This is a genomic window from Mesorhizobium sp. WSM1343 (assembly GCF_055901535.1).
In genome coordinates, this window is the sequence record NZ_CM148370.1 from 402,591 (window position 1) to 428,125 (window position 25,535).

At 62.9% G+C, this 25,535-nt stretch carries 21 protein-coding genes; 13 read left to right on the top strand and 8 right to left on the bottom strand.

The window, feature by feature from the left end:
• Positions 1 to 2 precede the first annotated feature (2 nt).
• Entirely contained in the window at positions 3 to 1,460 is a 1,458-nt protein-coding gene (locus AC0NIL_RS01835; RefSeq protein ID WP_275953179.1) for a UdgX family uracil-DNA binding protein, read from the top strand.
• Positions 1,461 to 1,522: 62 nt separating this feature from the next.
• On the opposite strand, the gene AC0NIL_RS01840 is transcribed toward AC0NIL_RS01835, so the two are convergent.
• The 4 genes from AC0NIL_RS01840 to AC0NIL_RS01855 form a co-directional block, all read right to left on the bottom strand.
• Positions 1,523 to 2,788: a glycerate kinase type-2 family protein gene (locus tag AC0NIL_RS01840; protein ID WP_275953180.1), complete on the bottom strand. Its 1,266-nt coding sequence runs from the start codon at positions 2,786 to 2,788 to the stop codon at positions 1,523 to 1,525.
• The gene (locus AC0NIL_RS01845) at positions 2,785 to 3,288 is read right to left on the bottom strand and encodes a heme-degrading domain-containing protein (RefSeq protein WP_275953181.1); all 504 of its coding nucleotides are present in this window, start codon (positions 3,286 to 3,288) and stop codon (positions 2,785 to 2,787) included. The genes AC0NIL_RS01840 and AC0NIL_RS01845 overlap by 4 nt, the downstream gene beginning before the upstream one ends.
• 193 nt (positions 3,289 to 3,481) lie before the next feature.
• On the bottom strand, positions 3,482 to 4,798 hold the full coding sequence (guaD, locus tag AC0NIL_RS01850; RefSeq protein WP_275953182.1) for a guanine deaminase: 1,317 nt from the start codon (positions 4,796 to 4,798) through the stop codon (positions 3,482 to 3,484).
• 1 nt (position 4,799) lies between these two features.
• Positions 4,800 to 6,017 (bottom strand): urate hydroxylase PuuD, encoded by a 1,218-nt coding sequence (locus tag AC0NIL_RS01855; RefSeq protein WP_027163804.1) that lies wholly within the window; start codon positions 6,015 to 6,017, stop codon positions 4,800 to 4,802.
• A gap of 131 nt (positions 6,018 to 6,148) precedes the next feature.
• Between AC0NIL_RS01855 and AC0NIL_RS01860 the strand changes: the two genes are divergently transcribed.
• The 3 genes from AC0NIL_RS01860 (at position 6,149) to AC0NIL_RS01870 (ending at position 9,448) form a co-directional block, all read left to right on the top strand.
• Entirely contained in the window at positions 6,149 to 7,069 is a 921-nt protein-coding gene (locus AC0NIL_RS01860) for a LysR family transcriptional regulator (RefSeq protein ID WP_013528236.1), read from the top strand.
• Positions 7,070 to 7,193: 124 nt separating this feature from the next.
• Complete coding sequence (locus tag AC0NIL_RS01865) at positions 7,194 to 8,201, top strand: LLM class flavin-dependent oxidoreductase (RefSeq protein ID WP_275953183.1); 1,008 nt, start codon at positions 7,194 to 7,196, stop codon at positions 8,199 to 8,201.
• Positions 8,198 to 9,448: an LLM class flavin-dependent oxidoreductase gene (locus tag AC0NIL_RS01870; RefSeq protein ID WP_473572795.1), complete on the top strand. Its 1,251-nt coding sequence runs from the start codon at positions 8,198 to 8,200 to the stop codon at positions 9,446 to 9,448. The genes AC0NIL_RS01865 and AC0NIL_RS01870 overlap by 4 nt, the downstream gene beginning before the upstream one ends.
• Before the next feature lie 12 nt (positions 9,449 to 9,460).
• Here AC0NIL_RS01870 and xdhC read toward each other — a convergent pair whose 3' ends face one another.
• From xdhC to uraH, 4 genes are all read right to left on the bottom strand, one after another.
• Complete coding sequence (gene xdhC / locus AC0NIL_RS01875) at positions 9,461 to 10,342, bottom strand: xanthine dehydrogenase accessory protein XdhC (protein WP_275953185.1); 882 nt, start codon at positions 10,340 to 10,342, stop codon at positions 9,461 to 9,463.
• Between the two features lie 74 nt (positions 10,343 to 10,416).
• Positions 10,417 to 12,771: a xanthine dehydrogenase molybdopterin binding subunit gene (gene xdhB / locus AC0NIL_RS01880; protein ID WP_275953521.1), complete on the bottom strand. Its 2,355-nt coding sequence runs from the start codon at positions 12,769 to 12,771 to the stop codon at positions 10,417 to 10,419.
• The gene (gene xdhA, locus AC0NIL_RS01885; RefSeq protein WP_275953186.1) at positions 12,771 to 14,252 is read right to left on the bottom strand and encodes a xanthine dehydrogenase small subunit; all 1,482 of its coding nucleotides are present in this window, start codon (positions 14,250 to 14,252) and stop codon (positions 12,771 to 12,773) included. Before xdhA ends, xdhB begins: the two co-directional genes overlap by 1 nt.
• Positions 14,253 to 14,255: 3 nt before the next feature.
• Positions 14,256 to 14,630 (bottom strand): hydroxyisourate hydrolase, encoded by a 375-nt coding sequence (gene uraH, locus AC0NIL_RS01890; RefSeq protein ID WP_013528242.1) that lies wholly within the window; start codon positions 14,628 to 14,630, stop codon positions 14,256 to 14,258.
• A gap of 203 nt (positions 14,631 to 14,833) precedes the next feature.
• Between uraH and puuE the strand changes: the two genes are divergently transcribed.
• From puuE to AC0NIL_RS01935, 9 genes are all read left to right on the top strand, one after another.
• On the top strand, positions 14,834 to 16,252 hold the full coding sequence (puuE, locus tag AC0NIL_RS01895; RefSeq protein WP_013528243.1) for an allantoinase PuuE: 1,419 nt from the start codon (positions 14,834 to 14,836) through the stop codon (positions 16,250 to 16,252).
• Between the two features lie 10 nt (positions 16,253 to 16,262).
• The gene (locus AC0NIL_RS01900) at positions 16,263 to 17,126 is read left to right on the top strand and encodes a bifunctional allantoicase/(S)-ureidoglycine aminohydrolase (protein WP_024501939.1); all 864 of its coding nucleotides are present in this window, start codon (positions 16,263 to 16,265) and stop codon (positions 17,124 to 17,126) included.
• Entirely contained in the window at positions 17,123 to 17,629 is a 507-nt protein-coding gene (locus AC0NIL_RS01905) for an ureidoglycolate lyase (RefSeq protein WP_013528245.1), read from the top strand. Before AC0NIL_RS01900 ends, AC0NIL_RS01905 begins: the two co-directional genes overlap by 4 nt.
• Positions 17,626 to 18,219, top strand: coding sequence for a nucleoside deaminase (locus tag AC0NIL_RS01910; protein WP_024501941.1), 594 nt, complete (start codon positions 17,626 to 17,628; stop codon positions 18,217 to 18,219). Before AC0NIL_RS01905 ends, AC0NIL_RS01910 begins: the two co-directional genes overlap by 4 nt.
• A gap of 82 nt (positions 18,220 to 18,301) precedes the next feature.
• Positions 18,302 to 20,287 carry a CocE/NonD family hydrolase gene (locus AC0NIL_RS01915; RefSeq protein WP_275953187.1) on the top strand — a complete coding sequence of 662 codons (1,986 nt, stop codon included), beginning with the start codon at positions 18,302 to 18,304 and terminating at the stop codon, positions 20,285 to 20,287.
• Positions 20,288 to 20,441: 154 nt separating this feature from the next.
• On the top strand, positions 20,442 to 22,028 hold the full coding sequence (locus AC0NIL_RS01920) for an ABC transporter substrate-binding protein (protein ID WP_013528248.1): 1,587 nt from the start codon (positions 20,442 to 20,444) through the stop codon (positions 22,026 to 22,028).
• Between the two features lie 16 nt (positions 22,029 to 22,044).
• A complete protein-coding gene (locus tag AC0NIL_RS01925) occupies positions 22,045 to 23,004 on the top strand; it encodes an ABC transporter permease (protein ID WP_013528249.1) in 960 nt (319 codons plus the stop codon).
• A 9-nt stretch (positions 23,005 to 23,013) separates the two neighbouring features.
• Positions 23,014 to 23,838 (top strand): ABC transporter permease, encoded by an 825-nt coding sequence (locus AC0NIL_RS01930; protein ID WP_013528250.1) that lies wholly within the window; start codon positions 23,014 to 23,016, stop codon positions 23,836 to 23,838.
• Positions 23,838 to 25,508 carry an ABC transporter ATP-binding protein gene (locus AC0NIL_RS01935; protein ID WP_275953188.1) on the top strand — a complete coding sequence of 557 codons (1,671 nt, stop codon included), beginning with the start codon at positions 23,838 to 23,840 and terminating at the stop codon, positions 25,506 to 25,508. The genes AC0NIL_RS01930 and AC0NIL_RS01935 overlap by 1 nt, the downstream gene beginning before the upstream one ends.
• Positions 25,509 to 25,535 lie beyond the last annotated feature (27 nt).

A 25,535-nucleotide genomic window follows, 5' to 3' on the forward strand; every position in this document is an offset into this window, starting at 1 on the left:
TCATGCGGCCGGCGGAACTCGATCTCGCCAGATACAGAGTTCGGCTCGACAGCGAGACGGATTTTGCGGGCTGGCGTGACGCGGCACGGCGGCTGGCCTTGAATGAGGTCAGGCCCGAGGACGTCGACTGGCATGTCGCGCCAGGCTCTGATCAGGCACAATTGCCTGAAGTGCCTGCGGGCGCGCAACTCGTCGTACCGCGCGACTTCCTCGGGCATGCCGAAACGGCGTTCTGCCATTCCGATCCCGGCCGGTTTGCCTTTCTCTACCGAATGCTGTGGCGATTGCGCGACGAGCCTAAACTGCTGGAAATCGCGTCGGATTCCGACACCAGGCGGCTCGAGGCCATGGAGAAGGCGGTGCGGCGCGACAGCCACAAGATGCACGCCTTCGTACGTTTCCGGAAAATCGGCGACGGTGCCGATGAGCGCTATGTCGCCTGGTTCGAGCCGGATCATTTCATCGTCGAGCGCAACGCCGATTTCTTCGTCAGACGTTTCACCGGCATGCGCTGGACGATCCTGACCCCTTATGCCTCTGCCGACTGGGATGGCGAAAGGCTGGCGATCGGGCCGGGCGCGGCCAAGGGCGATGCGCCTGATCAGGACGATACCGAGGCGCTCTGGCGCACCTATTTCGAGAACATCTTCAACCCGGCGCGATTGAAGGTGAAAGCCATGCAGAAGGAGATGCCGAAGAAATATTGGCGGAACCTTCCCGAGGCCTCGCTCATTCCAGACATGATCGCAGGAGCGGACAAGGCCGCCAAGGACATGATTGCGAAGATGCCGACAACACCCGCGCCGCACCACGCAAAGGTGCAGGCACGGCATTGGCCGAAGCAGCCCGTCGAAGCACCGGAAGATGATGCAAGCACGATTCCGGAATTGCGCGAGGCAGCGAAAGGCTGCCGCCGCTGCCCGCTGTGGCGCGACGCGACGCAGACCGTCTTCGGTGAAGGCCCTGACAATGCCAAGGTGATCTTCGTCGGCGAACAGCCGGGGGATCAGGAGGACCTCGCCGGCAAACCTTTCGTAGGTCCGGCCGGCAAGGTGTTCGATGCGATCCTGGACGATGCCGGTGTCGACCGGCAAAAGGTCTATGTCACCAACGCGGTCAAGCACTTCAAGTTCGAGCCGCGCGGCAAGCGCCGCATCCACTCCAAACCGAATTCCGGTGAGATTCAGGCCTGCCGCTGGTGGATCGAACAAGAATTCGAGCTGATCAAGCCGAACCTCGCCGTGGCACTCGGCGCGACAGCGGCGATGTCGCTGCTCGGCAAGGCGATTCCGGTGACAAAGATGCGCGGACAAGTGATCGAGCGCGAGGACGGATTGCGCGTGTTCATCACCATCCATCCCTCCTTCATCCTGCGCATCCGCGAACCCGCGGACAAGGAGGCTGAACGCGAACGGTTCCTGCAGGATATGAAGCTGGTGAAGCGGCTGATGGCCGCCTGATTGTCTGTTTTGCGCGATTCCGGACGGAAAACCGCTTCACGGTTTTCCTGGAATTGCTGCAGCTACCTGATCAGAATTGCCCTGAGATCGTTGACATTCGTACCGGTCGGGCCGGGTACGAAGAGATCGTCAACCGCGTTGAAGGCCGTCCAGGCATTGTTGCCGGCAAGCATAGCCTTGGCGTCCACCCCGGCAGCGCGCATGCGCGACACGGTCGAAGCATCGGCAAAGGCACCGGCATTGTTTTCCGAACCGTCGATGCCGTCAGTGTCGGCGGCCAGCGCATTGATACCGTCGACGCCATTGATGCCGATGGCGAAGGCGAGCAGGAATTCCGAATTGCGGCCGCCCTTGCCTTTTGCGCGCAGCGTCACGGTTGTCTCGCCGCCCGACAGGATCAGCACCGGCTTCGAGAAAGGCCTGTTGCGCGTCGCCACTTCACGCGCGATCGCGGCGTGGACACCGCCAACCTCGCGCGCCTCGCCTTCGATGGCATCGGAGAGGATAACCGCCTCGACGCCTTGCCGTTTCGCTTCCGCAGCGGCGGCTTCCAGCGATACACCGGCCGAAGCGATCAGATGCACCTCGTTGCGCAAAAAGCGCTCGTCATCCGGGCTTGGCGCATCGGCGGCCGGCGAATTGATATGCGCCATCACCGAGGCCGGCAGTTTCATGCCATAGGCCGATATCGAGGCCAGCGCGTCGGCGCGGCTGCCTGTATCCGGTACGGTTGGGCCGGAGGCGACCATTGCCGGATTATCGCCGGGAATATCGGAGACGATCAGCGACACCACCCTGGCCGGCCATGCGGCCGCCGCCAGCCTGCCGCCCTTGATGGTGGAAAGGTGCTTGCGGATAGTGTTCATCGCCGCGATCGGCGCACCCGAGGCGAGCAGCGCCTCATTGACGGCGATCTCGTCGGCCAGCGTCAAGCTGCCGGCCGGCGACGGCAACAGCGCCGAGCCGCCGCCGGAAACCAGCGCCACCACCAGATCGTCCGCCGTCAGCCCTTGCACCTTCGCCAGCAGCCGGCGCGAGGCTTCAAGGCCGGCAGCGTCCGGCACCGGGTGCGCCGCCTCGATGATCTCGATGCGCTCGCAGGTCGCGCCATAGCCATAGCGGGTGACGACCAGCCCTTCGATGGGGGCGTCCCACACTTTCTCGAAGGCTGCCGCCATTTGCGCCGAGCCTTTGCCCGCGCCGATGACGATGGTACGGCCCTTGGGCTTGGCCGGCAGATGATCCCTGATGGTTCGTTCCGGATCGGCGGCGGCGACGGCGGCGTTGAAGATAGAGACGAGGAACGATTTGGGGTCGAGCACGGTCATTCGGCTTCCCGAGGCAATGCCAAGCCGCGCTTGTCGACGCCCAAATGATCGCACAGCGCATCGACGACGACGCCGTGATCCTCGCGCTCCGGCAGTCCGGAAACGGCGATGACGCCAATGACGCCGATGCCCTTGGCGGCCACCGGAAAGCCACCGCCGGCCAGCACGTAGTCGGCAATATCCAGCCCTTCACCAATCTTGAAGGTGCGGTCGGGGCGCTGCTGTTCCAACACCATGCGATAGGTGCTTCTCAGGAACCGTTTGACCACATTGATCTTGCGCCGCGCCCAGTCGGGATTGGAAGCGTTCGAGCCCGGCAGCGCGGCGTAGAACAGCGGCCGGTCCCACAGCCTGATGTCGACTATGATGGGTAGATCTTCGGCGATTGCACGATCGCGAATGGCGGAGCCGATTTTGAAAGCGACGGCCTCGTCGAAGGTCGCGAAGACAAGGGTCTCTTCCTGTCTCTTGATCAGAGCGATGTCGTCAGCAACGGCCATTTTCTTTCTCCGAAATCGTCACACGTCGTGTGTACGACAAGCTCCGCTCGGTCAAGCTTCCGTGGCGTGGCCACCTTCTCCCGAGGGGAGAAGAGACGAGCACGGGCCTCGGCTTCCTCCTCTCCCCTCGGGGAGAGGCCGGATTGCCCCGAATTGCCTTCGCAATTCGGTTGGCAATCCGGGTGAGGGGGTCTTACCCCGCGCTCATGTCAGCCTTGGCTGGCCGCCCCGCCACATAAACTTCGCGGACGGAGCGGTCGTCGCCCAGCGTCTGCAGGAGAAACAGTTCCTGCGCCAGCGTCTCGACCGTCTCCATCCTGAGCCGCATTCCCGGCGTTGCCCTGGCGTCCAGCACGACGATGTCGGCGTCGCTGCCTTCGTCCAGCGTGCCTATCTTTTCCACCACCGACAGCGCCTCGGCATTGCCGCGCGTCGTCTGCCAGAAGGACTGGAACGGGTTGAGCTTTTCGCCATTCAGCGCGATCACCTTGTAGCCTTCGTCCATGGTGCGCAGCATGGAGTAGTTGGTGCCGCCGCCGACATCGGTGGCGGCGGCGATGCGGATCGGCTTGTCGCGTCGGCGAAAGCGCTGATAATCGAAGAGGCCGGAGCCGAGGAAAAGGTTCGAAGTCGGGCAGAACACCGCCACCGAGCCCGAGTCCGAAAGCGCATCCGCTTCGCGCTCCGACAAATGGATGCAGTGGCCGAACAGGCTCTTTTTGCCTAACAGCCCGTAATGCTCGTAGACATCGGTGTAGTCGCGCGCCCACGGGTAGAGTTCCTGCGTGAAAGCGATCTCGGCGTGGTTTTCCGACAGATGCGTCTGCATGTGCAGGCCGGGATGTTCGCGGCACAACACGCCCGCCATCTCCATCTGCTCCGGCGACGAGGTGATGGCGAAGCGCGGCGTGATGGCGTAGTGCTGGCGGCCCTTGCCGTGCCACTCCTTGATCAGCGCCTTTGTGTCGTCATAGCCGGATTGCGGGGTGTCGAGCACGCCGTCGGGCGCATTGCGATCCATCATCACCTTGCCGGCGATGTTGAGCATGTTGCGGTCATGCGATTCTGCGAAGAAGGCTTCGGCCGAGGCCTTGTGCACCGAGCAGTAGGCGGCGACCGTCGTGGTGCCGTGGCGCACCATTTCGTCGAGGAACAGCCGCGCGATGCGGCGGCCGTGCTGGGCGTTGGCGAACTTCGTTTCTTCCGGAAAAGTGTAGGTGTTCAGCCAGTCGAGCAGTTCGGCGCCGTAGGAGGCGATGATCTGCATCTGCGGAAAATGCGCATGGGCATCTATGAAGCCGGGCAGCAGCAGATGCGGCCGGTGGTCAATCCTTTTCACCGTCTCGTCGGCTTGCTTTTCAACATCGGCATAAGTACCCGCGGCGACGATCCTGCCGTCACGGATCAGCAGTCCGCCATCCTCCTCGTAGCGCCAGGCGGAATGGTCTTCGATAGTTTGCGGCCAGCGCACAAAGGACAGCGTGCGGCCGCGCAGAAGTGTCGAATTCATGCTATTTCCCTGCGCCTTCGAACCAGGCCACCAGCAGCGCCCGTTCCTTGTCGGTGATCTGAGAGACGTTGGCGGGCGGCATGGCGTGGCTGCGGCCGGCCTGCAGATAGATTTCGCGGGCGTGGTTGGCGATATCCGCATCGGTGTCGAGCATCACGCCCTTGGGCGCATGATAGATGCCCTCATAGACCGGCTCCGCCGCGTGGCACATCGAACAGCGGCCGAGCACGGTGTCGCGCACTGCCGGGAAATGCGCTGAAGCGACATAGATTTGCGCCGACGCGGATTCCTTGGGTTCGCCGGTCAGCACCTTCGGCGCGGTCGACAGCCAAATGATGACGATGAACAGGACGAGTGCCGCCATCCAGGTCCAGGTCGGATTGCCCTTGCGCGCATGGACCGAGTTGAAATAGTGCCGGATCAGCACGCCGATGATGAACACCAGCGAGGCGATGACCCAGTTGAACTCAGTGCCGAACGCCAGCGGATAGTGGTTCGACAGCATCAGGAACAGCACCGGCAGCGTCAGGTAATTGTTATGGAGAGAGCGCTGCTTGGCGATCTTGCCGTATTTCGGGTCGGGCTTGCGGCCGGCGATGAGGTCGGCGACGACGATCTTCTGGTTGGGGATGATGACCATGAAGACATTGGCCGACATGATCGTGGCGGTGATGGCGCCCAGATGCAGGAAGGCGGCACGGCCGGTGAACAGGTGGGTCAGTCCCCAGGCGATGAACACCAGCACGCAATAGAGCACCAGCATCAGGCCGGTGTCGCTTTTGCCCAGCGGCGAGCGGCACAGCAGATCGTAGACCACCCAGCCGACGCCGATCGTTGCCAGAGACAGCAGGATGCCGACCGGCACCGACATCGGCAGCACGTTCGGATCGATCAGGAACAGATCGGCCCCGGCATAATAGACGACGCACAGCATGGCGAAGCCGGAAAGCCAGGTGGCGTAGGATTCCCATTTGAACCAGGTCAGGTGTTCCGGCATTTCGGCCGGCGCCACCAGATATTTCTGGATGTGATAAAAGCCGCCGCCATGCACCTGCCATTCCTCGCCGAAGGCGCCGACGGGCATGCCGGGACGCTGGCGCAGGCCGAGATCGAGCGCGACGAAATAGAACGACGAGCCGATCCAGGCGATGCCGGTGACGACATGCAGCCAGCGCACGGCAAAACTCAGCCAATCCCAGAAAATCGCGAAATCCATCATTGAAATCGTCCCTGCCGATTGGGTGACTTTACGGGCTGGAGCGCAAACGGAAAGAGGCGAGGCGCACGAGGACTTTCAAAAAAAAATGGAAAATACTAGGTTGATCCTGCAAACCGGCGAAGGTGCTCCGCATGGCCTATCTCGACAACATCGCCGTCTTCGTTCGCGTCGTTGAACTCGGCAATCTGTCGGCGGCCGGGCGCGACATGCGCATTTCGCCGGCGGTCGCTTCCAACCGCATCAAGGAACTGGAGAAGCACCTTGGCGTGCGGCTGTTCAACCGCACCACACGGCAATTGATGCCGACCGAGCATGGCACGGTTTTTTACGGGGGCGCCAAGCAGGTGCTGGAGGCAATCACCGAGGCGGAAGCGGCGGTCTCTGCCCTTTCCGGCCAGCCGCGCGGCACCATCCGCGTCACGGCACCGCTCGGCCTCGGCCGCCGGCTGGTCGCTTCGGGCATCCCCGATTTCCACGACAAATACCCTGATATCGAGGTGCGGCTCAGGCTCTCGGACCACAATGTCGACATCATGAAGGAAGGCATCGACGTCGCCTTCCGGCTCGGCATCATCGAGGATTCCAGCCTCAGGATGCGCGGCATCATGGAATGCGAGCGCGTGCTGGTGGCGGCGCCGAAATATCTCGAAGCGCGCGGCGAACCGTTGGAGCCGCAGGAGCTGATCGGCAAGAAGCACGACTGCCTGATGCTGCGTTATTCCGGCGCGCGCGAATATGTGTGGACGCTGCAGACCCCCACCGGCCCGCAGAAATTCGAGGTACACGGGCCCTACGACACCGACGATGGCGACGTGCTCACCGGCTGGGCGCTTTCAGGCCGCGGCATCATCAACAAGCCGCGCTTCGAGGTCGAGCCATTCATCCGCGACCGGCGGCTGAAGGTGATCCTGCCCAGCACGCCACCGACACCGGTGCAGTTCGCCGCCGTCTATCCGCACAAGAAGCTGCAGGACCCAAAAGTGCGGCTGCTGCTCGACTTCATGGCCGAGCGCTGCCAGCGGCTGATCAACGATCTTCTTGCTGGCAAGTAAAGGCTGGCCGGCAAATAGGGACTGGCCGGTAGGTGAGCGGCGGTTTGGCCCAGCGCCGGCGGTTGCCATCCCAGGATGTGGCGAACATAGTTCGGGTGGCATTTCATCTCATAGGGAACCCTCGATGGACAACGGCGCCACAATGCATCTTGCCGTTTCGCTCGCCGATCCATCACTCGAGACTGGGTTGGAATTCAGCCGCCTGGCTGGTTTCGTGCAAAAGGCTGAAGCAGCCGGGCTGGACATGGTGCTGCTTGCCGATGCCGCGCCAGCGTCCGAAAGCGAAGCCGCGAACAAACGGATGCCCTTCGAAGCGACGACCTTGCTGGCCGCTCTGGCGACTGTCACAAGCAGGATCGGCTTGGTTGCCGCTGCCTCGACAATTGCCCACCAACCCTACAATCTGGCACGCCGTTTCGCTTCGCTCGACGTTATCAGCCACGGCCGCAGTGGCTGGAACGCAACCATGACGCAAGCGCCACGGGAAGCAGCCAATTTCAGCCGGCCCGAAGGATTTTCGCCTAACGATTTCCGCCGTCGCAGTGAGGAATATATCGGCATCGTGCAAGGTCTGTGGCAGGGCTGGGATGCGGACGCGCTGCTGTTCGACCAGCGCGGCGGCCGCTTCCACGACCCCGAAAAGATGCACCTGCTGGAGCACAAGGGCGAATTCTTTTCCGTGCGCGGACCGCTGAACGTCGCCCGGTCGCCGCAGGATACGCCAGTGCTCGTCTTGTCGGGCCTGCAGGAATCCGACTTCGATATTGCCACTAGCACCGCCGATGTCATCCTGCTGGACGGCGGACTGGTGGAGGGCGCGACCGAACGCTATGACGATATCAGGCGCCGTGTCACGGCGTGCGGACGCGATCCGGATGCTGTGAAAGTGCTGACGAACGTCGCGCTTATCGCCGATAGTAAGCCGGCTGCCGTCGCCGAGAGGCTGGAAAAGGAATTCCTGGCGAAAAGCTGCGACGGGTTCAACATCCTGATGCCGGCACAGCTTTCAGCGCTCGACGATTTCGTCGGCTTGGTTCTGCCGGAACTGCGGCGGCGTGGCCTGGTTCGAGAAAGCTATCGCGGAAAAACGTTGCGCTCGCATCTCGGGCTTGCCGGCGGAGGTGACCGATGACCGCTCGCCAGATGAGGCTGGGCGCCTTCCTGTGGGCGACAGGCCACCACATCGCCGCCTGGCGCCATCCCAAGGCACACGTCACCGCCGGCATCGACATCGACCATTACATCGCATTGGCGCGCACGGCGGAGACGGCAAAATTCGACATGGTGTTCTGCGAGGACGCCGCCGGCCTGCGTGAAGCCAAATTCGGCATTGCCAGCCAGACGTCGCGCTCGATCGGTTTCGAGCCGATCAGCCTGCTCTCGGCGCTCGCCGTCCAGACCAGCCGCATCGGCCTCGTCTCGACAGCGTCGACAAGCTACAACGAGCCCTATGGGCTGGCACGAACCTTCCTGTCGTTCGACCATCTGAGCGGCGGCCGGGCCGGCTGGAATCTGGTCACCTCGGCCAGCCCCATCGAAGCAGCCAATTTCGGCGCGACGGGCCTCAAGCCCCATGCCGACCGCTACGAACGGGCGCGCGAGTTTGCCGAGGTGGTGACCGGCCTGTGGCACGGCAAGGCTTCCGGCCATAACGGCCAGAGCTTTTCGGTTCGCGATCCGCTCGACCTGCCGCGCTCGCCGCAGGGCGCGCCGGTGATGGTTCAGGCCGGCGCCTCGGATGTCGGCCGCGACCTTGCCGCCCGCACCGCCGATGTGGTGTTCACGGCGGCGCAGACCTTCGAGGAAGCCAAGGCCTTCTATGACGATCTCAAAGGACGTCTGCCGGCCTACGGGCGCGAGCCGGACGACATCAAGATCATGCCGGGCGTCGCACCGGTGGTGGCGGAGACCGAAGCGGAGGCCCGTGAAAAATACGAGGAATTGCAGGAGCTGATCCCCGACGATGTCGGCGTGGCGCTGCTGTCCAGCTATCTCAGCATCTCCGATCTGTGGCGCTATCCGATCGATGGGCCACTGCCGGAACTGCCGGAGAGCGAGGGGATGAAGAGCAGGCAAGCGCTGGTGATCGAGCAATCGCGCCGCGACGGCCTCTCCATCCGCCAGCTCGCCCGGCATTTTGCCGGCGCGCGGGGCCATTGGCGCATCGTCGGCACAGCGGCCCAAGTCGCCGACGAACTGCAGACGCGGTTCGAGGGTGGGGCGGCCGACGGTTTCAACGTCATGCCCTCATATTTCCCCGGGGAACTCGATGCCTTTGCCACGCTCGTCGTGCCGGAGTTGCAGCGGCGCGGCCTGTTCCGGACGGAATACCAGGGCCGCACGCTGCGCGACCATCTGGGTTTGAAACGGCCGGTTTAGCTGCGGCGCAGCTTAGCCTGCCATCACCTTGCCATGCGGAATTTGATGGTCGGCATTTAAGGCTGCGTTGTGATTGACCAGCGCCGTCATGATCTCGGCCGCAGCCAGCGCCGCGATGACCTGAGGGCGCTTGTCCTTGACGGTGTCGCCGCCAATTGGCGAGACGAGGCGGGCAAACTCGGCCTGGCTGCCGTCCGCCGATTTCAGGAACCAAGTCCTGAACGTCGCTTTCTTGGTCTTCGAGCCGATCATGCCGACATAGGCGGTGTCACCGCGTTTCAGCGCTTCCGCGACGATCAGGAAATCCAGCGCATGATCGTGGGTAAGGATGGCGAAGGCGGCGCCGGCGGGGGCATTCCGCACCATCGCTTCCGGCATAGCTGTCAGCCGTGTCTCGATGATTTCGGGCATGCCTTCCAGTGCTTCGGCCCGCGTCTCGATGACGACGCCGTGCACGGGAAGAAGTGCGATCGCCGATGCCAGCGCCTGGCCGACATGGCCGCCACCGAAGATGTAGACGTACGGCAGGTGCGCCTCCTCGGCTTCCGCGGCCGCAACCAGGTCGCCGGCAAGCGCAGCATCGACGAGCCGGATCAAGACTTCGACGCGCCCGCCGCAGCATTGGCCGATCTCGGGACCCAGCGGGACGTCTAGGATAGCGCAGACTTCGTCAACCTCGATGCGGACTTCTTTGCCCAACATCTGCCTGGCCTTGTCGATTGCCATATATTCGAGCTGACCGCCGCCGATGGTGCCAAAGATCGCCGTCTGCGAGACGAGCATGAAGGCGCCCTTCTCGCGTGGCGTCGAGCCTTTTGTTCCGGCCACTTCGACCAGGGCAACCCGACCGGCGCTGGCGAGAAAGGCTTTCAGGCTTTGCACTTTCGAGTTCATGGTTCACGTTCCCGAATGGGAAATATAGGTTTTTTCGGCCCGGATTGCACGCATTGCCGACCCTGGGGCCGGATTCAGGCGCCGGCCTCCTTCTTCAGCCGCTCGATCGCCATTAGAACCCGCTCCGGGGTCGCCGGAGCATCGAGGCGCGGGCAGATCCTGTTGTCGGCGACACTGGCCACCGCGTCCGATAGCGCATGCAGCACCGACATGCCGAGCGGGAACGGCGGCTCGCCGACCGCCTTGGAGCGGTGGATGGTCGGCTCGCCGGCTTCCGGCCAGTCGGCCAAGGTGACGTTGAAGATCTTCGGCCGGTCGGAGGCGAGCGGGATCTTGTAGGTCGACGGTGCATGCGTGCGCAGCCGGCCCTTGGCGTCCCACCACAGTTCTTCCGTCGTCAGCCAGCCCATGCCCTGGATGAAGCCGCCCTCGATCTGGCCGATATCGATCGCCCGGTTCAGCGAGCGGCCACAGTCATGGAGAATATCGGTGCGCTCGACCATGTATTCGCCGGTCAGCGTGTCGACCGAGACTTCCGAGCACGAGGCGCCATAGGCGAAATAATAGAAGGGGCGGCCCTCGCCCTTGTCGCGGTTCCAGTGGATTTTCGGCGTCTTGTAGAAACCAGCCGCCGACAGCTGGATGCGGGCCATATAGGCCTGCTTGACGAGGTCGGCGAAGGCGATTTCCTGGTTGCCGATACGCACCCGGTTGGGCAGGAACAGCACCTGATCACGCGGCACCTGATATTTTTCGGCGGCGAAATCGGTCAGCCGATCCTTGATCTGGCGCGCGCCATTCTGCGCCGCCATGCCATTGAGGTCGGAGCCGGACGACGCTGCCGTAGCCGAAGTGTTCGGCACCTTGCCGGTCGTAGTCGCGGTGATCTTCACCTGGTCGAGATCGATCTGGAACTCTTCCGCCACCACCTGTGCCACCTTGACGTAGAGGCCCTGCCCCATCTCGGTTCCGCCATGGTTCAGATGCACCGAACCGTCGGTGTAGACATGCACCAGCGCGCCGGCCTGATTGTAATGCGTGGCGGTGAACGAGATGCCAAACTTGACCGGCGTCAGAGCGAGGCCCCGCTTGATGAAACGACTGTTGGCATTGAAGGCCGATATTTCACGCCGCCGCCGCGCATAGCTCGCGCTTTGCTCCAGCTCGGCGACGATGCGCTGGATGATGTTATCCTCGACCGTCTGGTGGTAGGGCGTGATGTTGCGGCCCCCCTCGCTACTGGTGCCGTAGAAATTCTTCTTGCGGATTTCGAGCGGATCCTTGCCAACGGCAAAGGCCACCTCGTCGATGACGCGCTCGGCGCCGACCATGCCTTGCGGGCCGCCGAACCCCCGAAAGGCGGTGTTCGACACGGTGTTGGTGTAGAGCGGCGCCGACTGCGCATGCACCGCCGGCCAGAAATAAGTGTTGTCGCAGTGGAACAGCGCGCGATCGGTTACCGGGCCGGAAAGGTCCGACGAAAAACCGCAGCGCGCCGCGAAAATGAAATCGACGCCGAGGATGTTGCCCTCGTCATCGAAGCCGACCTCGTAATCGACGAGGAAATCATGACGCTTTCCGGTGGCGATCATGTCGTCGTCGCGGTCGGGCCGGATCTTCACGGCGCGGTGGTGCTTCTTCGCGGCGATCGCGGCCAATGCGGAAAACTGATTTCCCTGCGTTTCCTTGCCGCCGAAGCCGCCTCCCATGCGGCGGATTTCCACCGTGACGGCATTGCTCGGCACGCCGAGCGCATGGCTGACCATGTGCTGGACTTCGCTTGGATGCTGGGTCGAGGAATAGATGGTGACGTCCTGATCCTCGCCAGGAACGGCCATGGCGATATGGCCTTCGAGGTAGAAGTGTTCCTGGCCGCCGATGCGCATTTTTCCCTTTAGCCGGCGCGGCGCCTGACGGATCGCCGTAGCGGCATCGCCGCGCTTCAGGGTGAGAGGCGGCGTGACGAGCTTGTCCTTCTTCGGATCGAGCGCGCCGATGTCGGTGACGAAAGGCAATTCCTTGTATTCGACCTTTGCCAATCTTGTGGCGCGGCGCGCCTGCTCGCGAGTTTGCGCAATAACGCAGAAGATAGGCTGGCCGTAGAATTGCACCTTGCCGTCGGCAAGCACCGGCTCGTCGTGGCGGCCGGTCGGCGAAATGTCGTTTTCGCCCGGCACGTCACTGGCCGTCAACACGTCGACCACACCGGGCGCTGTACGCACCGCCGAAAGATCCATGCTGGTGATGGTGGCATGCGTGGCACCGGAAAGCCCTAGGCAGCCATGCAGCGTGCCTGATGGTTCCGGCATGTCGTCGATGTAGACGGCGGTACCGCTGACATGTTTGTGCGCGGAATCGTGGCGCTGATCGGTGGCGACGCCGCCAGCGATCTTTTCAGCCTTGAGGTTGGGGGCAGCGTGCTTGTTCATCATGCCGCCTCGTGCCTTGAAACCTGGACCGGCTCTCTGGTGCCGCTGCTCTCGGCAAAAAAGCGCAGCAGCAGGTTTTTCGCTGCCAGGGCGCGATATTCGGCCGAGGCCCGCATGTCGGTCAGCGGGGTGAAATCCCTGGCATATTCGGCCATCGCCGCTTCAACCGTCTGTTCGGTCCATGGCTTGCCGAACAGCGCTTTTTCGACGGAAGACGCCCGCTTCGGCGTCGCCGCCATGCCGCCATAGGCGATGCGCACCTCCGCCACCGTGCCGTCCTTGGCCAGATTCAGGAAAAACGCGCCAAGGGCCGCGGTAATGTCCTCGTCGCGACGCTTGGTGATCTTGTAGACGGCAAACTTCGTTTCCTTGGCCGGCACCGGCACATGCACGGCCTCGACGAACTCACCCGGCTGCCGATCCTGTTTGCCGTAGGCGATGAAGAAGGTTTCCAACGGGATCGTCCGCTGCTTCTTGCCCTTGCGCAAGGTGAGACTTGCGCCAAGCGCGATCAATGGCGGTGGCGTATCTCCGATCGGCGAGCCGTTGGCGATGTTGCCGCCGATGGTGCCCATGTTGCGCACCTGTTCGCCGCCGATGCGATCGAACAATGGCCCCAACGCCGGGATGCGCTTCGCCAATGTCGCGAAGGCGTCAGTGTAGGTGACGCCGGCGCCGATCGAAATGACGCCCTTGTCTTCCGAGATGGTGCAAAGCCCGTCGAGATCGCCGATGAAAATGGCCGGTGAAATATCGCGCATGTGCTTGGTCACCCACAGGCCGACATCGGTCGAGCCGGCCACGATGGTAGCGCCGGGTTCCTTGTCCAGCACGGCGGCGAAATCGTCGACATCGGCCGGCACGACCAGCCGCGCCTTGCCGGTTCCGATCTCGACCCGGGCGCCGTCACGCATGGCCTCGAGCCTTGCGGTGATCGCCTTGCGTTCCGTGGCCAGCGGGTCCTTTGCCGCCTTGCCGTAGCTGGAGATGGCATGCGCGGCGCGCATGATCGCCTCGTAGCCGGTGCAGCGGCAGAGATTGCCTTGCAAAGCCTTTTCGACATCCGCGTTCGAGGGACCAGGCGACTTCATCCACAAGCCATAGAGCGACATGACGAAGCCGGGCGTGCAGAAGCCGCATTGCGAGCCGTGGAAATCGACCATCGCCTGCTGCACCGGATGCAACTGGCCGGGTGAACCGCGCAGATGCTCGACCGTCACGACATGGGTGCCGTCGAGCGAGCCGAGGAAGCGGATGCAGGCATTGACGCTTTCATAGACCAAGCCGCCCTCCGACAGCTTGCCGACCAGCACGGTGCAGGCACCGCAGTCTCCCTCGGCACACCCTTCCTTGGTGCCGCGCAGCGAACGGTCGAGCCGCAGCCAGTCGAGCAAGGTCGCGTCGGGTGCCACCGACGAAAGCGCCACATCCCTGCCATTGAGAATGAAGCGGATTTCGTTGCGGATGCTAATTTTGGTCATACCTCAGCTCCCCCTGTAGGTCGAGTAACCGTAGGGCGAGACCAGCAGTGGCACATGATAATGCACAGGCTCGGCCATGCCGAAGCGGATCGGTATCACATCGAGAAAGGCCGGTTTCGGCAGGCTCAACCCCTGTTGGCGCAAATAGTCGCCGGCGGCGAAGACCAGTTCGTATTCGCCGGTGCGGAATTCCGCGCCGGCGAGCAGCGGCTTGTCGCAACGGCCGTCGGCATTGGTGAGAACGGTCTTCAGATGTGTCCGCGCCTTGCCCTCGAGGTGATAGAGCGCAATCGACAGTCCCGCCGCCGGCTTGCCGGTCGCCGTGTCGAGGACATGGGTCGTCAGACGCCCGCCGTCGGCTTTCGACGTTTCTGCCATTGGCCGCCTCCCATTTCCGGTACGAGCGAATTGGCCCGGTACGGTCAAGTATCAACAGTGAATTGTGCGCCAATTAAAGGCGATGCATAAGTCCCGGTCGAGCGGAGTGCGACAAAAACACTTTCAAAAATTTTCGGGGGAATGCGAGAAGCACCCTTTCGATATTCTGATCATACTTCGGGCCGTGCCCGGCGGGAGGGACGATGCGTTACAGCAGAGACATGCGTGGCTACGGAGCCAATCCGCCGGACCCGAAATGGCCTGGCGGTGCACATGTCGCCGTGCAGTTCGTCGTCAATTACGAGGAAGGCGGCGAAAACTGCGTGTTGCATGGCGACAAGGCGTCCGAAGCCTTCCTGTCGGAAATCGTCGGCGCGGCACCCTGGGTGGGTCAACGCCACTGGAACATGGAATCCATCTACGAATACGGCGCCCGCGCCGGCTTCTGGCGGCTGCTCCGGCTGTTCACCGAGTCGCAAGTGCCGATCACCTGCTACGGCGTCGCCACAGCGCTCGCCCGTTCGCCGGATCAGGTAGCGGCCATGCAGGACGCCGGCTGGGAGATCGCTTCGCACGGCTTAAGATGGATCGACTACCGCGACCACAGCGCCGAGGATGAGCGCCGCGACCTCGAGGCGGCGATCAAGCTGCACTACGAAGTGACCGGCGCGCGCCCGACCGGCTGGTATACGGGTCGCACATCGATCAACACGGTGCGGATTGTGGCGGAAGAAGGCGGCTTCGACTATGTGTCGGACACCTATGACGACGAGCTGCCGTACTGGTTCGAGCATGAGGGCGGCGCGCAGCTCATCATCCCCTATACGCTCGACGCCAACGACATGCGGTTCGCCACGCCGCAAGGTTTCAACTCGGGTGACCAGTTCTTTGCCTATTTGAAGGACAGCTTCGATACGCTCTATGCCGAGGGCAAGGCCGGCCGGCCACGCATGATGAACATCGGCCTGCACTGCCGCCTCGTCGGGCGGCCGGGCCGGGTGGCGGCGCTGAAGCGCTTCGTCGACTATGTGAAGTCGCACGACAAGGTCTGGCTGGCGAGGCGCATCGACATCGCCAAGCACTGGCAAGAGGTCAATCCTTATCAACCGGCGGCACTCCGCCCATCGAAGATGGAATTCGAGACCTTCGTCCACACTTTCGGCGGCGTATTCGAGCATTCGCCCTGGATCGCCGAACGCGCCTACGAACTGGAACTAGGCCCGGCGCATGACACTTCGGGCGGCCTGCACAATGCGCTTTGCCGTATCTTCCGCTCCGCCAGCGAAACCGAGCGGCTTTCGGTGCTCAACGCCCATCCCGACCTTGCCGGCAAGCTGGCCAAGGCCAAACGGCTGACGGCGGAATCGACCAGGGAACAGGCCTCGGCCGGCCTCGACGCGCTGACCGACAAGGAGCGCGAACTGTTTTCCAAGCTCAACGCCGCCTACGTCACCACCTTCGGCTTCCCTTTCATCATCGCGGTGAAGGGCAAGACGAAGCAGGAAATCCTGGCGGAGTTCGAGGCGCGCATCGGCAACAGCCGCGGCGTCGAATTCGAGACCGCCTGCAAACAGGTCGAGCGCATCGCGCTGCTCCGCCTCAAGGACATGCTTCCGCAATAGGTTTGAAACCATGGATACGATCAGGATGCCCGAGCGAACCTATTACGCGCCACATGGCGGTCATTCCGGCCAGAACGAGCTTCTGACCGGCCGCGCCGTCTTCACCGAGGCCTATGCCGTCATTCCCCGGGGTGTGATGCAGGACATCGTCACCAGTGCGTTGCCGTTCTGGGACGAAACCCGCGTCTGGATCTTGTCGCGACCGCTATCGGGTTTTGCCGAGACGTTCTCGCAATACATTGTCGAGGTCGCGCCCGGCGGCGGCAGCGATCGGCCGGAACCCGATGCCGGCGCCGAAGGCGCTCTGTTCGTGGTCGAAGGCGAACTGACGGTTCTGCTTGCCGGCAAGACGCATGTGTTGCGGCCCGGCGGCTTTGCCTTCCTGCCGCCGGCCAGCGGCTGGACGGTTCGCAACGAAAGCAGGGCCGCCGTGCGCTTCCACTGGATTCGCAAGGCTTACGAGGTGGTCGACGGTCTCGATGTGCCGGAAGCCTTCTTCACCAATGAGCAGGAGATCGCGCCAACGCCGATGCCCGGCACCGAAGGCCGCTGGGCGACGACGCGGTTCGTCGATCCGGCAGATTTGCGCCACGACATGCACATGACCATTGTCACGCTGGAACCCGGCGCGGTCATTCCCTTCGCCGAGACCCATGTCATGGAGCACGGTCTCTATGTGCTGGAGGGTAAGGCCGTCTACCGCCTCAACCAGGACTGGGTCGAGGTCGAGGCCGGCGACTATATGTGGCTGCGCGCCTTCTGCCCGCAGGCCTGCTATGCCGGTGGCCCGGGTAAATTCCGCTATCTGCTCTACAAGGACGTCAACCGGCACGCCAAGCTCGGCGGCGCCGGCATCGCAAGGCGCGCGCTGTGACCCGTATCGTCGCGCGGCCGCTGACCCGCGAGGGCTTTGCCCCCTTCGGCGATGTCATCGACATGGGCGGCGACAACCACTACCCGATCAATGGCGGCAGGGCCGAGCGCTATCATGATCTGGCTACCGCCGAAGCAACCGGTCCGAACGCCCGCGTGCTGATCTCGATGGTGCGCGGCACGCCCTACGAATTGCCCCTGAAATTGAGCATGGTCGAGCGCCATCCCTTCGGCAGCCAGGCCTTCATCCCGCTCTCGCCGCGCCCCTTCCTGGTCGTCGTCTGCCATGACGGGGAGCAGGGGCCGGGCGAGCCGCATGCCTTCATCACCGCACCCGGACAAGGCATCAATTACCGGCGCAATCTCTGGCATGGCGTGCTGACGCCGCTCGGCGAGGCTCAGGACTTCCTGATCGTCGACCGTGGCGGCGATGGCTCCAATCTCGAAGAGTTCCATTTCTCGCACGCCTACGAGATCCACTTGCCCAACGAGAGCCTCCTGTGACCGATATTTCACTGATCGACCGCCTGCTCGATGTGATCGAGCACGACATCGTGCCGAAGACGGCCGAGGGCGTTACCTATGGCAACAAGCTGTTCGGCGCGGCGATCCTGCGCAAGGACGACCGTTCGCTGGTGCTGGCTGAAACCAACAACGAGATGGAAAACCCGCTCTGGCATGGCGAGGTACACTGCCTGAAGCGTTTCTACGAAATGCCCAGGGCTGAGCGCGTCGATACGAAAGACGCCATCTTCATCGCCACGCACGAACCCTGCTCGTTGTGCCTGTCGGCGATCACCTGGACCGGCTTCGATAATTTCTACTATCTGTTCAGCCACGAGGATTCGCGCGACAGCTTCGCCATCCCGCACGACCTGAAGATCCTGAAAGAGGTCTTCACCCTCGATCCCGGCGGCTACAATGCCGAGAATGCCTATTGGAAGAGCTTTTCTATCCGCAGGCTGGTGCGAGCGTTGCCCGAGGCAGAGCGGCGACGGCTGGAGACCCGTATCGGCGCGATTTCGGCGCGCTACGATGAATTGTCCAACATCTATCAGGCGAACAAGGACGATAACGATATCCCGCTGAACTGACGCGGATTGACCAGCCGAATTCGTTGGCTGGCCCACGACGCGGCACGGCAGGTTCCATCATCTGGCGATCCTGGAGCATGCCATGAAAACCGTCACCGAATTTGCCCGCAAAATCGTCGAATTCCCGGATATGGGCATCGTCACGCCGGATGGCTGCCGCCTGTCGGCGCGGGTGTGGATGCCGGAGGATGCGGGCGACGATCCGGTGCCTGTCATCCTAGAGCATCTGCCCTACCGCAAGCGCGACGGCACCATCTTTCGCGATCAGCTGACGCATCCTTATTTCGCCGGCCACGGCTATGCTTCGATCCGCGTCGACATGCGCGGCAATGGCGATTCCGAAGGGCTGATGGACGACGAATATTCCGAGCAGGAATTGCAGGACGCCTGCGACGTCATCGCCTGGGCGGCAAGCCAGCCCTGGTGCAACGGCAATGTCGGCATGATGGGCATTTCCTGGGGCGGCTTCAACTGCCTGCAGGTGGCGGCCAAGCGGCCGCCGGCGCTGAAAGCGGTGATCAGCCTGTGCTCGACCGTCGACCGCTATGCCGACGACATCCACTACAAGGGCGGCTGCCTGCTGATCGAGAATTTCGGCTGGGCCTCGACCATGCTGTCCTACTCGTCGCGGCCGCCGGATCCGCTTTTGGCCGGCGACAACCGGTGGCGCGATCTGTGGCTGACCCGGCTGGAGAACCAATCCTTCCTGGCGCCGCTGTGGCTGAAACACCAGCACCGTGATGCCTACTGGAAGCGCGGCTCGATCTGCGAGGATTTTTCCGCCGTCAAAGCCGCCGTGCTGTCGATCGGCGGCTGGCATGACGGCTACCGCAACACCGTCTCGCATCTGGCGACCAACATCCAAGCCCCGGTCAAGGGCATCGTCGGGCCATGGATCCACAAATACCCGCACTACGCCGGGCCCAAGCCTGCCATCGGCTTCCTGCAGGAGGCCTTGCGCTGGTGGGACCGCTGGCTGAAGGGTGTCGACACCGGCGTCGAGGCCGACCCGGCCTACCGCGCCTATGTCATGGACAGCGTGCGTCCGGCGCGCTGGCACCCCGAGCGTCCCGGCCGTTGGGTGGCGGAGCAGGAATGGCCCTCGCCAACCATCAAGATGCAAACGGTTGATCTGATCCCCTCAACGGAAAAACCCGCCATCATCGCCTCTCCGCAAAGCTGCGGCCTGGCCGGCGGCGAGTATTTTCCCTTCACCTTCGGCCCCGAACTGCCCGGCGACCAGCGCCCCGACGATGCCCTGTCGGTGTGTTTCGACCAGCCGGAACTCAGCGAGCCGATCGACATCGTCGGAGCGCCGGAGGTCGAGCTGCGGCTATCCTCTGATCGTCCGCAGGCCAACATCGCGGTCCGGCTTTGCGATGTGCATCCCGACGGCGCCTCGGAGTTGATCTCCTATGGCGTGCTCAATCTGACGCACCGCAATTCGCACGAATTCCCCGAGGCGCTGGTGCCGGGCGAAACCGTCTCGGTGCGCGTCGTGCTCGATCAATGCGCCTATCGTGTGCCGGCCGGCCACCGGCTGCGTGTTGCCGTTTCGAACGCCTATTGGCCTGCCATCTGGCCGTCGCCGGAGCCGGTCCAGCTCACCTTGTCGACGGCGACGCTCAATTTGCCGCTGCGGCCGCTGGCGACAGGCGACGAAGTAACGTTCGCCGAGCCGGAAGGTGCCACCCCCTGGGCAACAGAGACGATCCGCGCCGCCAATTCAGAGCGTCATGTCGATCGTGATGAGAAGACCGGAATGGTGACGCTTTCCATTGTTGACGATTTCGGCGAGGTGCGCGATCTCGCCCATGGCCTCGCCAATGGCAGCATCGCCCGCGAGACCTGGACGATCCATCCCGACGATCCGCTGTCGGCCTCGGGGAAGACGCACTGGACGCAGACCCTGTCGCGAAACGGATGGTCAGTACGCACCGAAACGACAGCCGAAATGCGATCGGATGCGCAAAAATTCATCGTCAGCGCCAGAATCGAGGCCTATGAGGACGAAACTCTCGTCTTCGAGCGCAATTTCGAGGAGAAGGTGCCGCGCGCGCTTCTTTGAATGCCGATTTGATTGGTCCAATTGCGACGTACGATTTACGCCACGGCATGTCGCATTCGGTCTTGCTTACCGCTTTCCCTTGCGGTCATTATTCTCCTCACAAGAAACAAGAAAAACGACCGCAGAGTCGAACCAACAGAGTGAGGAACTCAAAATGTCGAACGAACTGGAATTTCTTAGCCGGCGTGTCGCGTCGGGCAAACTGAGCCGTCGTGATTTTCTCGGCCGGGCGGCGGCGCTCGGTATCTCCGCGCCCTTCGCCAACTCGCTGCTTTCAAGCGCTGCACGCGCGGCAGGCCCGGTCAAGGGCGGCACACTGAAGGCCGGACTTGTCGGCGGCGAATCCACCAACAGCCTTGATCCGGCACTGTTCATGACTCAGGTGCCGTTCGCCTTCGGCAAGATGTGGGGCGAATTGATTGTCGAGCTTTCGCCGGAAGGCAAGCTCGAGAACCGCATCGCCGAGGAGATCGGCTCGTCGGACGACGCCAAGGTGTGGACGCTGAAGATCCGCGACGGCGTCGAATTCCACAACGGCAAGACAGTGACCGCCGAGGACGTGGCCGCCACACTTGAGCGCCATTCCGACGAGAAGTCGAAATCCGGCGCGCTCGGCTACATGAAAGGTATCGAGACCATCAAGGCCAGCGGCAAGGAAGTCGTGCTGACGCTGAAGGAGGCCAATGCCGATCTGCCCTATTTGCTCAGCGACTATCACCTGATCGTCCAACCAAATGGCGGCAAGGACAAGGCTGACGCAGGCATCTCGGCCGGTCCTTACAAGGTCACGACCAATGAGCCCGGTGTGCGCCATGGCGGCGAGCGTTTCGCCAATTACTGGCAGGGCGACAAGATGGGCCATGCCGACCAGATCGAGATCATCGTCATCAACGATGCGACAGCGCGCACGGCCGCCCTGCAGGGCGGCCAGGTCAACGTGATCAACCGCGTCGAGCCGAAGATCGTCGACCTGATCAAGCGCCTGCCGGGCGTCACCATCCGCAACCACGCGGGTCCTGGCCACTACGTGTTCATCATGCATTGCAACACGGCGCCGTTCGACAACGCCGATTTGCGCATGGCACTGAAGCTGGCCATCGACCGCGAGGAAATGCTGGACAAGATCCTGCGCGGCTACGGTTCGCTCGGCAACGACTTCCCGATCAATGCGTCCTATCCGCTGTTTACCGAGATCGAGCAGCGCAAGTACGATCCCGACAAGGCCAAGTTCCACTTCAAGAAGTCCGGTCACGACGGCGCCGTCCTGCTGCGGACCTCGGACGTCGCTTTCCCGGGTGCCGTCGATGCATCGCAGTTGTTCCAGCAGAGCGCGGCCAAGGCCGGCATTCAGATCGAGCTGAAGCGTGAGCCCGGCGACGGCTATTGGAACGAGGTCTGGAACAAGCAGCCCTTCTGCGCGTCCTACTGGGGCGGCCGCTCGACCCAGGACCAGATGTACTCCACCGCTTATCTGTCGACCGCCGACTGGAACGACACGCGCTTCAAGCGTCCTGACTTCGACAAGATGGTGCTGGCGGCGCGCGCCGAGCTCGACGAGACCAAGCGCAAGCAGATGTATCATGACATGGCTGTCCTGGTACGAGACGAGGGCGGCCTGATCCTGCCGATGTTCAACCAGTTCATCGACGCTACCGGCGCCAAGGTCGGCGGCTGGGTCGACGATCCGCATCAGGAGCTGATGAACGGCTACGCGCTGGCGAAGTGCTGGCTCGAAGCCTGAGCTTGGCCTTGCGGATATGTCCTCACCCATCTTGAAACTGGTGGCCCAGCGCGTTGCGCTGGGCATTCTGCTCTTGTTGGCCGTTTCGGTCCTGATCTTCGCCGGCACCCAGATCCTGCCCGGCGACGTCGCGCAAGCCATTCTCGGACAGTCGGCGACGCCGGAGTCGCTTGCCAATCTGCGCGAGCAGCTCGGACTCAACCAGCCAGCCTATCTCAGGTATTTTCATTGGCTGGGCGGCGTGCTGACCGGAGATCTCGGCACGGCCATGTCGAGCGGGCAGGACATCGCCACGTCGATCAAGGGACGGCTGTGGAACACGCTGTTCCTCGCCTTCTGGGCGGCGATCGTCGCCGTGCCGCTGGCGATCATCCTCGGCCTGATCGCGGTGCGCTACCGCAATGGCTGGGTCGACAAGCTGATCTCCGGGCTGGCGCTGGCCTCGACCTCGTTTCCCGAATTCTTCATCGGCTATGTGCTGGTCTATTTCTTCGCCGTGAAATGGCAGATATTCCCCGGCATTTCGACCGTCTATGACGGCATGCCTTTTGGCGAACGGATGCAGGCGATCGCCTTGCCGGCGACGGCGCTGACGCTGGTCGTGCTCGCCCACATGATGCGCATGACACGCGCGGCGATCCTCAATGTCATGCAGTCGGCCTATGTCGAGACGGCGGAACTGAAGGGCCTGTCGGCCTTCAACGTCATCCGCAAGCACGCCTTCCCCAATGCCATCGCGCCGATCATCAATGTCGTCATGCTCAACCTCGCCTACTTGATCGTCGGCGTCGTCGTGGTCGAGGTGATCTTCGTCTATCCGGGCATGGGACAGTATCTGGTCGACCACGTCACCAAGCGAGACGTGCCGGTGGTGCAGGCGGTCGGCCTGATCTTCGCCGCCGTCTATATCAGCCTGAACATCATTGCGGACATAGCGGCGATCGTCGCCAATCCGCGTCTCAGACATCCGAAATAAGGGGCGGATATGCTCGATATCAAACGCATCCCCATCCCTGCGCTGATCGGCATCGTGCTGACGGCACTGTTCGTGCTTGCGGCGGTCTTCGCCCCCTGGATCGCGCCGCACGGCAATGGCGAGATCGTCGGCGACGTCTGGGAACCGATGTCGGCTGCCCATTTGCTGGGCACCGATAATCTCGGCCGCGATCTGCTGTCGCGCATGATCTACGGCGCCCGCATCACTTTGTTCATCGCGGTGCTGGCCACCGCGCTGTCGTTCTCGCTCGGCGCCATCCTCGGCTTCTCGGCGGCGGTGTTCGGCGGCTGGTTCGATACGCTGCTGTCGCGTCTTGTCGACCTCTTGATGTCGATCCCGACGCTGATCATGGGTCTCGTCGTGCTGTCCGTACTGCCGACCAATCTGGTGACGCTGATCCTGGTGATGGGCATTCTGGATTCGACCCGCGTCTATCGCCTGTCGCGCGCGGTCGCCGTCGACATCAACGTCATGGACTATGTCGAAGCGGCGAAACTGCGCGGTGAGGGCAGCGGCTGGATCATCTTCCGCGAGATTCTCCCCAACGCATTGTCGCCGCTGGTTTCCGAACTCGGTCTGCGCTTCATCTACGCGGTGCTGTTCCTGTCGACGCTGTCGTTCCTCGGCCTTGGCGTGCAGCCACCGGACGCCGACTGGGGCGGCATGGTCAAGGAAAACAAAGACGGCATCGTGTTCGGCATCGCGGCCGCACTCATCCCAGCGGGGGCGATCGCGCTGCTGGCGATTTCCGTCAACCTGGTTGCCGACTGGGTGCTCAACCGGACGACAAGCCTCAAGGGAGGACGCGGGTGATGGCCGACACCAAAGCGAAGCTCGGGCAACCGAAGTCAGGCCTGCTGCTCGACATCCGCAATCTGCGCATCGAGGCTACCGTCTTCCCGCCCGGCGAACCGCCGAAGAACATCGTGCTGGTGCACGATGTCTCGCTGACGCTCGAGAAGGGCAAGGTGCTCGGCCTGATCGGCGAATCCGGCGCCGGCAAGTCGACTATCGGCTTGTCGTCTATGGGCTACGGCCGCGGCGGCGTGCGCATCACAGGCGGCGAGGTGATCCTGAACGGCCGCGACATCCTCAAGGGCGGCAAGGACGGCTTCCGCAAATTACGCGGCCGCGAGGTCTGCTATGTCGCGCAGTCGGCGGCCGCGGCCTTCAACCCGGCGCACAGACTGATGGACCAGGTGGTGGAAGCCACCCTGCTGCACGGCACCGCGACACGCGCCGAGGCCGAGAAGCGCGCGGTTGCGCTGTTCAAGAAGCTCAGCCTGCCGAACCCTGAAACCATCGGCGAGCGTTTTCCGCACCAGGTTTCGGGCGGCCAGTTGCAGCGTGTGATGACGGCGATGGCCCTGTGCTCCGAGCCGGACCTGATCGTCTTCGACGAGCCGACCACGGCGCTCGACGTGACGACGCAGATCGACGTGCTGGCGGCGATCAAAGACGCCATCCGCGACACCCATGTCGCTGCGCTCTACATCACGCACGACCTTGCCGTCGTCGCCCAGGTCTCCGACGAGATCATGGTGCTGCGCCATGGGAGGCTGGTCGAATGGGGCGGCACAAGGCAGATCATCAAGGAGCCGCGCCAGGAATACACCAACGCGCTGGTCTCGGTGCATGAGATCGAACACCAGGAGCAGAAGCCCGGCACGTCGCCGTTCCTGTCGGTGAAGAACGTCACCGCCGCTTATGGCCGCAGCCATATCAAGGTGCTGAAGGACGTATCCGTCGACATCTATCCGGGCCAGACGCTGGCCGTGGTCGGCGAGTCCGGCTCCGGCAAGTCGACGCTGGCGCGCGCCATCACGGGACTTTTGCCACCCGAACAGGGCACCGTCACCTTCGACGGACGCCCGCTGGCCAACAGGCTGGCCGACCGGCCGAAGGAGGATCTGCGCCAGTTGCAGATGATCTACCAGATGGCCGATGTGGCGATGAACCCGCGTCAGACCGTCGGCACCATCATCGGCCGGCCGCTGGAGTTTTATTTCGGCATGCGCGGCCGTGAGCGCGACAGACGCGTTGCCGAACTGCTCGACAAGATCGAGATGGGCAAGGGATTTTCCGACCGCTACCCGGCCGAGCTTTCCGGCGGCCAGAAACAGCGTGTCTGCATCGCCCGGTCGCTTGCCGCCAAGCCGAAGCTGATCATCTGCGACGAGGTGACCTCGGCGCTTGATCCGCTGGTGGCACACGGCATCCTCGAGCTGCTGCTGGAGCTGCAGAAGGAAGAGAACGTCGCCTATCTGTTCATCACGCATGACCTTGCCACGGTGAAGTCGATCGCCGATTCAATCGCGGTTATGTATCGCGGCGAGGTGGTGCGTTACGGCCCCAAGGGCAAGGTGCTGAGCCCGCCCTTCGACGCCTACACCGACCTGCTGCTCTCCTCGGTTCCAGAGATGGAAATCGGCTGGCTGGAAAAGGCAATCAAGGGACGGCGCATGGCCAGCGCGGGGAACTAAAGCAATTCCGGGAAAACTGGGAACCAA

Excerpts from the sequence above, each read along its gene's own strand:
- AC0NIL_RS01835 (WP_275953179.1), top strand. The coding sequence starts at position 3 with ATGCGGCCGGCGGAACTCGATCTCGCCAGATACAGAGTTCGGCTCGAC.
- AC0NIL_RS01840 (WP_275953180.1), bottom strand. The coding sequence starts at position 2,788 with ATGACCGTGCTCGACCCCAAATCGTTCCTCGTCTCTATCTTCAACGCC.
- AC0NIL_RS01845 (WP_275953181.1), bottom strand. The coding sequence starts at position 3,288 with ATGGCCGTTGCTGACGACATCGCTCTGATCAAGAGACAGGAAGAGACC.
- guaD (WP_275953182.1), bottom strand. The coding sequence starts at position 4,798 with ATGAATTCGACACTTCTGCGCGGCCGCACGCTGTCCTTTGTGCGCTGG.
- AC0NIL_RS01855 (WP_027163804.1), bottom strand. The coding sequence starts at position 6,017 with ATGATGGATTTCGCGATTTTCTGGGATTGGCTGAGTTTTGCCGTGCGC.
- AC0NIL_RS01860 (WP_013528236.1), top strand. The coding sequence starts at position 6,149 with ATGGCCTATCTCGACAACATCGCCGTCTTCGTTCGCGTCGTTGAACTC.
- AC0NIL_RS01865 (WP_275953183.1), top strand. The coding sequence starts at position 7,194 with ATGGACAACGGCGCCACAATGCATCTTGCCGTTTCGCTCGCCGATCCA.
- AC0NIL_RS01870 (WP_473572795.1), top strand. The coding sequence starts at position 8,198 with ATGACCGCTCGCCAGATGAGGCTGGGCGCCTTCCTGTGGGCGACAGGC.
- xdhC (WP_275953185.1), bottom strand. The coding sequence starts at position 10,342 with ATGAACTCGAAAGTGCAAAGCCTGAAAGCCTTTCTCGCCAGCGCCGGT.
- xdhB (WP_275953521.1), bottom strand. The coding sequence starts at position 12,771 with ATGAACAAGCACGCTGCCCCCAACCTCAAGGCTGAAAAGATCGCTGGC.
- xdhA (WP_275953186.1), bottom strand. The coding sequence starts at position 14,252 with ATGACCAAAATTAGCATCCGCAACGAAATCCGCTTCATTCTCAATGGC.
- uraH (WP_013528242.1), bottom strand. The coding sequence starts at position 14,630 with ATGGCAGAAACGTCGAAAGCCGACGGCGGGCGTCTGACGACCCATGTC.
- puuE (WP_013528243.1), top strand. The coding sequence starts at position 14,834 with ATGCGTTACAGCAGAGACATGCGTGGCTACGGAGCCAATCCGCCGGAC.
- AC0NIL_RS01900 (WP_024501939.1), top strand. The coding sequence starts at position 16,263 with ATGGATACGATCAGGATGCCCGAGCGAACCTATTACGCGCCACATGGC.
- AC0NIL_RS01915 (WP_275953187.1), top strand. The coding sequence starts at position 18,302 with ATGAAAACCGTCACCGAATTTGCCCGCAAAATCGTCGAATTCCCGGAT.
- AC0NIL_RS01920 (WP_013528248.1), top strand. The coding sequence starts at position 20,442 with ATGTCGAACGAACTGGAATTTCTTAGCCGGCGTGTCGCGTCGGGCAAA.
- AC0NIL_RS01925 (WP_013528249.1), top strand. The coding sequence starts at position 22,045 with ATGTCCTCACCCATCTTGAAACTGGTGGCCCAGCGCGTTGCGCTGGGC.
- AC0NIL_RS01930 (WP_013528250.1), top strand. The coding sequence starts at position 23,014 with ATGCTCGATATCAAACGCATCCCCATCCCTGCGCTGATCGGCATCGTG.
- AC0NIL_RS01935 (WP_275953188.1), top strand. The coding sequence starts at position 23,838 with ATGGCCGACACCAAAGCGAAGCTCGGGCAACCGAAGTCAGGCCTGCTG.